Annotated in this window: 5 protein-coding genes; 1 reads left to right on the forward strand and 4 read right to left on the reverse strand. The window is 69.9% G+C overall.

Annotated features, from left to right (window positions below; all coding sequences use genetic code 11):
* Positions 1-168: 168 nt before the first annotated feature.
* From ACFWW9_RS45005 to dnaE, 4 genes are all read right to left on the reverse strand, one after another.
* A complete protein-coding gene (locus ACFWW9_RS45005; protein ID WP_390389618.1) occupies positions 169-1,416 on the reverse strand; it encodes an adenylosuccinate synthetase in 1,248 nt (415 codons plus the stop codon).
* A 1-nt stretch (position 1,417) separates the two neighbouring features.
* Positions 1,418-2,404 (reverse strand): hypothetical protein, encoded by a 987-nt coding sequence (locus tag ACFWW9_RS45010; protein ID WP_390389620.1) that lies wholly within the window; start codon positions 2,402-2,404, stop codon positions 1,418-1,420.
* 2 nt (positions 2,405-2,406) lie between these two features.
* Positions 2,407-3,417 carry an adenylate cyclase gene (locus ACFWW9_RS45015; protein ID WP_390389622.1) on the reverse strand — a complete coding sequence of 337 codons (1,011 nt, stop codon included), beginning with the start codon at positions 3,415-3,417 and terminating at the stop codon, positions 2,407-2,409.
* A gap of 129 nt (positions 3,418-3,546) precedes the next feature.
* On the reverse strand, positions 3,547-7,110 hold the full coding sequence (gene dnaE / locus ACFWW9_RS45020; RefSeq protein WP_390389625.1) for a DNA polymerase III subunit alpha: 3,564 nt from the start codon (positions 7,108-7,110) through the stop codon (positions 3,547-3,549).
* Positions 7,111-7,416: 306 nt separating this feature from the next.
* On the opposite strand from dnaE, the gene ACFWW9_RS45025 reads away from it, so the two are divergent.
* The gene (locus ACFWW9_RS45025) at positions 7,417-7,809 is read left to right on the forward strand and encodes a hypothetical protein (RefSeq protein ID WP_390389627.1); all 393 of its coding nucleotides are present in this window, start codon (positions 7,417-7,419) and stop codon (positions 7,807-7,809) included.
* Positions 7,810-7,868 lie beyond the last annotated feature (59 nt).

The following is a 7,868-nucleotide window of genomic DNA, read 5'->3' on the forward strand; positions in this document are numbered from 1 at the left end:
TCCCCCCGGCCCAGCAGCACCCGGGGGAGCCCCAACCCCCCCGCGAACGGGACCCGCGCGCGGGGCCCCACCCCCAGGACCACCGCCCGCGCGTCGAGGTCGAACCGGAGCACGACCACGTCCACCGAGACCAGCGTCGACTCGATCATGTCGGGATTGTCCCGCACCTCACCGCGGGACCGGGGTCCGCACGGCGTAGTCCGCCCGGTCGGCCCCCGCGCCGGTGACGAGCACCGGCGCCCCGACCAGGTCCTCCAGGAACGCCACCGGGTCGGGCAGCGCCTCCAGCTCCGGCACGCACCCCGCCACGGACGGCGTCGACAGCTCGGCGACCCGCGTCGCCCCGGTCCGGTAGGCCGTGGCGACCCGCAGGTCCGGCGCGTCCAGGTGGGTCACGGCGAGCCCGTCCACCCCGCCGCACGCGGCCACGGCGTACCGCAGCAGCACGGCGTCGAGGTGCCCGGCCCGCCACGCCCCCTGGTACTCGCCGGTGCCGTTGTGGCGCTCGGGGAACCGGGCGAGCACGGCGGCGTCCTCGGTCGGCAGCGGCCCCGCGCCGTGCCGCGTTTGGTAGGTCCTCGTCACGCCCAGCACCCGCGCGCTCCGGCCGTTGAGCAGCGCCTTCGCGTTGCGCGGCACGACGGTGGACCACGTGGTGTGCGGGTGGAACCCGTGCGTCTCGTCGAGGAGGACCCCCTGCGCCCCCTCGAACACGAGCCGCCCGGCGTCGGCGAGCCGCCCCGCCTCGTCCCCGGTCGTGACCCGCACGGCCCCCGCGAACGCCCGGTAGAGCGCCACCAAGTCGTCCACCGAGATGCCGTCGCCGATCAGCGGCTCGTAGCACCGGGCGAGCACGTCCAGCTTGCGCCGCAACAGGACCGGGTCCGCGCAGTCGCCGACCGTCGGCGCCGGGCCCGGCGTGCCCGGCACCTCCTGCCCCTCCACGACGTCGCCGCGCCCGGCCCCCCGACCGGCCAGCAGCGCGTACCAGGCGGTCTCGCCGATGCCCTTGCCGCACGAGCCGTGCCGGTCGCGACCCCTGGCGTCCTCCCGCGCCCGGTTCGCCGCGACGTGGAACGGGGTCGTGAGCAGCGCGTCCGCGTCGATCGACACCATCCCCAACGGGTCGTCGACGCCGAGCGCCGCCAGTTCCCGCGACTCCGTCGCCAGCGCGATCGGCTCCACGAGCACGTGCCGGGACAGCCAGGTCGGCACGCCCGCGAGCGTGCCGGACCCGAACTGGCTGAACGTGTGGTGCCGGTCGCCGACGACCACGTTGTGCGCGGCCTGCGCGCCCCCGTTGAACCGCACCACCGCCGACACCGGTCCGTCGGCGCACAGCGCGTCGACGACCGCCCCTTTGCCCTCGTCGCCGAACCCCAACCCGACGACGACCACGTGCTCCCCGGCGCTCATGTCAGCTCAGCGCCACGTCGTCGGGACCGTCTAGGCCCAGGGGAGTGGCCGACTTCGCGAGCGTCTTCGCGTTCGATCCGACCGCCACCAGCGCCTTGCCGACGGCCGCGCTCTCGGCGGCCGACCCGATCTCGGCCAGGTCCACCAGCGCCTGGTCCAGGTCGACCACCTGCTCCTCCAGCCCGATGGTCGCCGCGATCAGCTCGCACACAGCGCCGGGGTCGTCCAGCTTGAGGAAGTTCTGGCCGAGGATCGTGCGCCAGTGCTCGCCGATGGTGTCGTCGTTGTAGTACGAGGACTGGTTGGGCAGGATGAAGTACACGTGCCACTTGCGGGCCAGTTCCCGGTACACCGACGCGGGGTCGATGTCCTGCGCGAGGTCGTCGCCGATGATCCGGCGGATGTGCCGGGCCTCCAACCGCGGCTTGTTCAGCTCGTCGCCGATCAGGAACAGGTAGCCCTTGCGGCCGCGCTTCTGCCAGGCGTCGGTGACGACGTGGCGGGCGACGAAGTACGCGGCCAGCTCGTAGGACTCGCTCTTCTGGCCGCCGCCGTTGCCCTCCAGGAAGATGTCGCGCAGCTGCTCGTCCATCCGGTTGTCCGACTCGAACTGCCCGACCTGCAACGGCACCCGGTCGCTGTCGGCGTCACCGATCCCGCCGAACATCAGCTGCGGGTCGGCGAGGTACCCCTTGCGCTGCAACAACCCGTGCAGCTTCCCGAGCTTGCCCTGCATGATCTTCGGGACGCTGCCCATCGAGCCGGTCACGTCGAACAGCACCGCGATCGGCGTCGAGTCGGCGTGGTCGGGCGAGTCGCGGCACTCGCGGGCCGCCACGCCGTACGGGTCCAGTGAAGGCGCGGCCTTCCAGCTCGACGACGGCTTGCCCTTCGTCGCGGCGGTGTAGCCGAAGTCGGCGATCCCCTTGGCCGCGCGGAAGGTCTTGGCCGCCGCGTAGGCGTTGTCGTCCCAGCTGCCGTGTCCCATGGTCAGGCTCCTGTCTGCTTCGGAACGGTGAACGGGCGGAAGACCCGTGCGCCGTAGAGGTCTTCGAGCAGGTCGTCGTACTCGTCGATCAGGTCGACGGCGTCGGGCCGCCTGCTCGGGTTGTCCTGCGTGCACCCGCGCGCGAAGGTGCGCTGCCGGGTTTCGTTGGGGGCCACCAGGTCCAGCATCAGCGTGTGTGCCATGTGGACGTCCGTGGCCGTGGTGACCGGTTCGCCCCGGTCGACTTCCGGCGGGTAGGCGATGGACTTGCTGGTCGCGAGCAGCCGTTGCCCGGACTCGACGCTGAACGACCACCCGACCAGCACGATCCCGTGCTTCTCGGGGTGCACCAGCACGTTCTCGGCGGTGACGGCCCCGTGCGCCAGCCCGAGCCCGTGCGCCCCGGCCAGCGCCTTGAGCAGCCGCCGGTGCATCCACGCGTAGTCCCGCCCGTCCAGCCCGCCGGGGAACGCCTTCCGCACCTCGGCCAACGTCACGAACCCGTCCACCAGCGGCGCCAGGACCGTGAAGGCCCGCTCGCCCCGCTCGACGTCCCCCGACGTGTCGAGCAGCCGCGGGTAGTAGGGCCGCAGCCACCGGTGCTGGTCGGTGAACCGCCCCAACGCCCGCAGCGCCTCCCACTCGCCGCGCAGCAACGGGTTCAACACCGGGTTGCGCACGACCTTCACCATGTGCGGCCCGTCGGACCGGTACACGTTCGCCACGCTGCCCACGGCGAACGGCTCGCCGATCCGGTAGACCCCGGTGGCCGTCCGCAGCTCGACGGTGGCCCCGTTGATCCACTCGTGGTGCATCCGGGTCAGCTCGGCGGACGCCGCGTGCGCCCGCACGTCCCCGGCCTCCGTCACGTCCGGGTGCAGCACGGAGGCCAACGCCCGGTACAGCCGCTGGACCTCCCTGCGCTTCCCCGGATCCCCGCTGGCAGGCCCGAAGAGCCCGGCGGCCGACCCGGCCCGCTCCACTCGGTCTAGCGCCTCTGCCCTGGTGAACATAGTTTGAGTCTATGGAACTCAAACCAGGGGTGCAACTGTTTTCCGCTCCGATGTGACCCACGCCGCTGACCGTCCGAAAACGACGAAGGGCCGCACCCGGAGCGGGTGCGGCCCTTCGTGGGAGTGGGGCTAGCGTTCGATCAGCACGCCCGGCAGCGTCTTCAGGTCGCCGAAGAACGACGGGGTGGTGGCGACGCGGAAGTTGTCCACCACGTACAGCTCCTTCGTCCTGTCCCGGCGCTGCACGTTGAGGTGCACCGGGACGTCACCGGTGTGCGAGGCGAGGGTCTGCTTCAGTTCCTCGACCAGTTCCGGCGTCAACGTCTTGGTGCTGAGGCCCAGGACGATCGGCGGGGCGACGCCGGGGTTGTTCTCGGCGTCGGAGATGTCCAGCGGGACGACGTCGCTGCCGAAGATGGACATCTTGTCCTCGCGCCAGTTCACCCGGCCCTTCACGCACACCGCCGAGTCGAGTTCCAGGTCGCCGTAGAGCACCGAGTACGACTTCGGGAAGAACAGGACCTCCACGGCGGCGTCGAGGTCCTCGATCGTGACGATCGCCCACGGCTCGCCGTTCTTGTTGACCCGCCGCTCCATCGCGGAGATCATCCCGGAGACGATCAGCTCGCCTTCCTTCGGCGGGTCGTCCAGGACGACGGCGATCGGGCGCGGCGCGTACTTGCGCAGGATCCGCTCGGTGCCGTCCAGCGGGTGGGCCGAGACGTACAGGCCCAGCATCTCCTTCTCCAGCGACAGCATCTGCTTGCGCGGCCACTCCTCGGAGCCGATCTTGAGGTGCGCCAGCGCCGAGCTGTCGTCGTCCTTCTCCGCGTCGTCGTCACCGCCGCCGAAGAGGTCGAACTGGCCGTCCGCCTCCTTGCGCTTGATCGGCACGACGATGTCGACCGCGTCCTCGTGCACCTGGATGAGCGACAGGCGCGTGTGGTCGAACGAGTCGAACGCGCCCGCCTTGATCAGCGACTCGACGACCCTCTTGTTGCACACCACCAGTTCGGACTTGTCCATGAAGTCCGTGAACGACGCGTAGGCGTTGCGCTTCTGCCGCGTGGCCACGATCGAGTCGACCACGTTCGCGCCGACGTTGCGGATCGCGCCGAGGCCGAAGCGGATGTCCGTGCCGACCGCACCGAAGCGGAGCGCGGACTCGTTGACGTCCGGCGGCAGCACCTTGATGCCCAGTCGGCGGCACTCGGCGAGGTAGACGGCCGACTTGTCCTTGTTGTCCGCCACCGACGTCAGCAGCGCGGCCATGTACTCCGCGCGGAAGTTCGCCTTGAGGTAGGCGGTCCAGTACGAGATCAGGCCGTACGCGGCGGCGTGCGACTTGTTGAACGCGTAGCCGGCGAACGGGAGGATCGTGTCCCACAGGGCCTTGATTGCCTCGTCGGAGAACTTCAGCTCGTGGTTCCGCATGCCGTCGCGGAAGCCCTCGAACTCCTTGGCCAGCACCTCGGCCTTCTTCTTGCCCATCGCCTTGCGGAGCACGTCCGCGCGCCCCATGGAGTAGTTGGCGACCTTCTGGGCGATGAACATGATCTGTTCCTGGTAGACGATCAGACCGTAGGTCTCGCCCAGGATGTCCTTCAGCGGCTCCGCCAGTTCCGGGTGGATCGGCGTGACCTCCTGCCGCCCGTTCTTGCGGTCGGCGTAGTCGTTGTGCGCGTTCATGCCCATCGGGCCGGGGCGGTACAGCGCGCCGACCGCGACGATGTCCTCGAACGCAGTCGGCTGCATCCTGCGCAGCAGGTCGCGCATGGGCCCGCCGTCCAGCTGGAACACGCCGAGCGTGTCACCGCGGCTGAGCAGGGCGTACGTCTCCGGGTCGTCCAGCGCGAGGTTGTCGAAGTCCGGGATCGTCTCCTTGCCCCGGTTCGCCTCGATGTTGTCGATGGCGTCGCCCATGACCGTCAGGTTGCGCAGGCCGAGGAAGTCCATCTTCAACAGGCCGATGTTCTCGCAGGACGGGTAGTCCCAGCCCGTGATGATCGAGCCGTCGTCGCGCATCCACAGCGGGACGGAGTCCGACAGCGGGTCGCGCGACATGATCACCGCGCAGGCGTGGACGCCCGCGTTGCGGATCAGGCCCTCCAGGCCGCGAGCCGTGTCGAAGATCGTCTTGACCTGCTCGTCGGTCTCGACCAGCGCCCTGACCTCGGCGGCCTCGCCGTAGCGGGGGTGGCTCTTGTCGACGATGCCGTAGAGCGGGATGTCCTTCGCCATGATCGGCGGCGGCAGCGCCTTGGAGATGCGGTCGGCGATGCCGAAGCCCGGCTGGCCGAAGTGCACGCGCGCCGAGTCCTTCAGGGCGGCCTTGGTCTTAATCGTGCCGAAGGTGATCACCTGGGCGACCCGGTCGTTGCCGTACTTGTCCGACGCGTACCGGATCATCTCGCCTCGACGGCGGTCGTCGAAGTCGATGTCGATGTCGGGCATGGCGGTGCGCTCGGGGTTCAGGAACCGCTCGAACAGCAGACCGTGGGGGATCGGGTCGATGTTCGTGATGCCCATCGCGTACGCGACCAGCGCGCCCGCGGCGGAACCACGGCCGGGGCCGACCCGGATGCCGATGTCCCGCGCGTGGCGGATGAGGTCGCCGACGATGAGGAAGTACGCCGGGAAGCCCTTGTCGATGATGACCTTGAGCTCGAACTCGGCGCGCTCGACGTAGCCGTCCGGGATGCCGTTCGGGAACCGGCGGTCCAGACCCGCCATCACCTCGTGGCGGAACCACGACTCCTGCGTCTCGCCCTCGGGGACGTCGAAGTTCGGGATGCGGTCGTGGTGGGCCCACACGTCCTCGTACGACTCGACGCGCTCGGCGATCACCAGCGTGGAGTCCGTCGCGCCCGGCACCTCGGCGTCCCACAGCTCGCGCATGTCCTGCGCCGACTTGAGGTAGTAGCCGTCGCCGTCGAACTTGAACCGCGCCGGGTCGGACAGCATCTTGCCGGACTGCACGCAGAGCAGCGCCTCGTGCGTGCTCGCCTGCTCCTTGGTCACGTAGTGGCTGTCGTTCGTGGCCAGCGGCGGGATGCCGAGCTTCTTGCCGATCATGAGCAGGCCCTCGCGGACCCGCCGCTCGATGCTCAGGCCGTGGTCCATGAGCTCGAGGTAGAAGTTCTCGGCCCCGAAGATGTCGCGGTAGTCCGACGCCGCCTGGATCGCCTCGGCCTCGTGGCCCAGCCGCAGGCGGGTCTGCACCTCGCCGGACGGGCAGCCGGTCGTGGCGATGATGCCCTCGGCGTGCTCGGCGATCAGCTCGCGGTCCATCCGGGGCTTGCGGTAGTAGCCCTCCATGCTCGCACGCGTGTGCAGCTTGAACAGGTTCCGCAGGCCCGTCGCGTTGCCCGCGAGCATCGTCATGTGGGTGTACGCGCCGGCACCGGCGAGGTCGTCGCTGCGCTGACCGGGGTCGCCCCAGAAGACCGGCTTCTTGTGCAGCCGGTTGTGCGGGGCGACGTAGGCCTCGATGCCGATGATCGGCTTGATGCCGAACTTGGTGGCCGTCTGGTAGAACTCGTCGGCCCCGTACATGTTGCCGTGGTCCGTCATGCCGACCGCGGGCATGCCCAGCCGCTGGGCCTCTTCGAACAGCGGGGCGACCTTGGCCGCGCCATCGAGCATCGAGTACTCGGTGTGGACGTGCAGGTGGACGAACGACTTGCCGGACAAGGTGGGGGCCTCCCGAGTTCTGGGTCGTCCGATGCGCGGACCCGCTCACCCTAGTAGCCCAATGCCCGGTCGAACGAGTCGGTTCGATCCTCTCGCGGAGGGTGGTCCGCGGACCGCAGAAATGCCGAAGGGGACCCGGAATTCCGCTCCTGGTGGCGCACCGTGACCGGCGTTTCGCCCACCGTGCCGGGGCCGGGGCGGTTGGTCCGATCGGCCCAATCGACCCTGTCCTCGGGCCTGCCGGAGGACGCCGTGAGATGCTTTCGCCCACGTGAGGACCGGTCAGGGCGAGAGGCGACAAACACGGTGACCACCTGGACCGAAGTGATCAACTTTGTTCGGCTGCGGTACGAGGTCCTGGAGGAGACGGACGCCTGGCTGCGCTTCCGCCTCACCCTGGCGGACGACCGCACCCAGCAGGTGTCGGTGCACCACGTGCCCGACGCCGACGGCGCGGCCTGGCTGGAGATCTCCTCCCCGGTCGGCCGAGCCGACAAGATCGACCTGCGCCGCCTCCTCGACCTGGCGGGCGAGGCCCTCGTGGGCGGCGCGGCCGTGGTCGACGGCGTGGCGCTGCTCAAGCACACCGTGCCCTTGGAAGACCTCAGCGTCCTCGAGGAGTTCGACCGGCCGCTCCAACTGGTCGTGGCGAAGGCCGACGCCTTCGAACGCGAACTGACCGAGGCCGACCACTTCTAGTCGGGTGTTCCGGGCCGCCATGACCTCGTCGGGGAAGGGGGGGGTTTGCAAGGCGGAGG

The sequence above is a fragment of the Umezawaea sp. NPDC059074 genome (assembly GCF_042738955.1).
In the GTDB taxonomy this organism is placed as follows: domain Bacteria; phylum Actinomycetota; class Actinomycetes; order Mycobacteriales; family Pseudonocardiaceae; genus Umezawaea.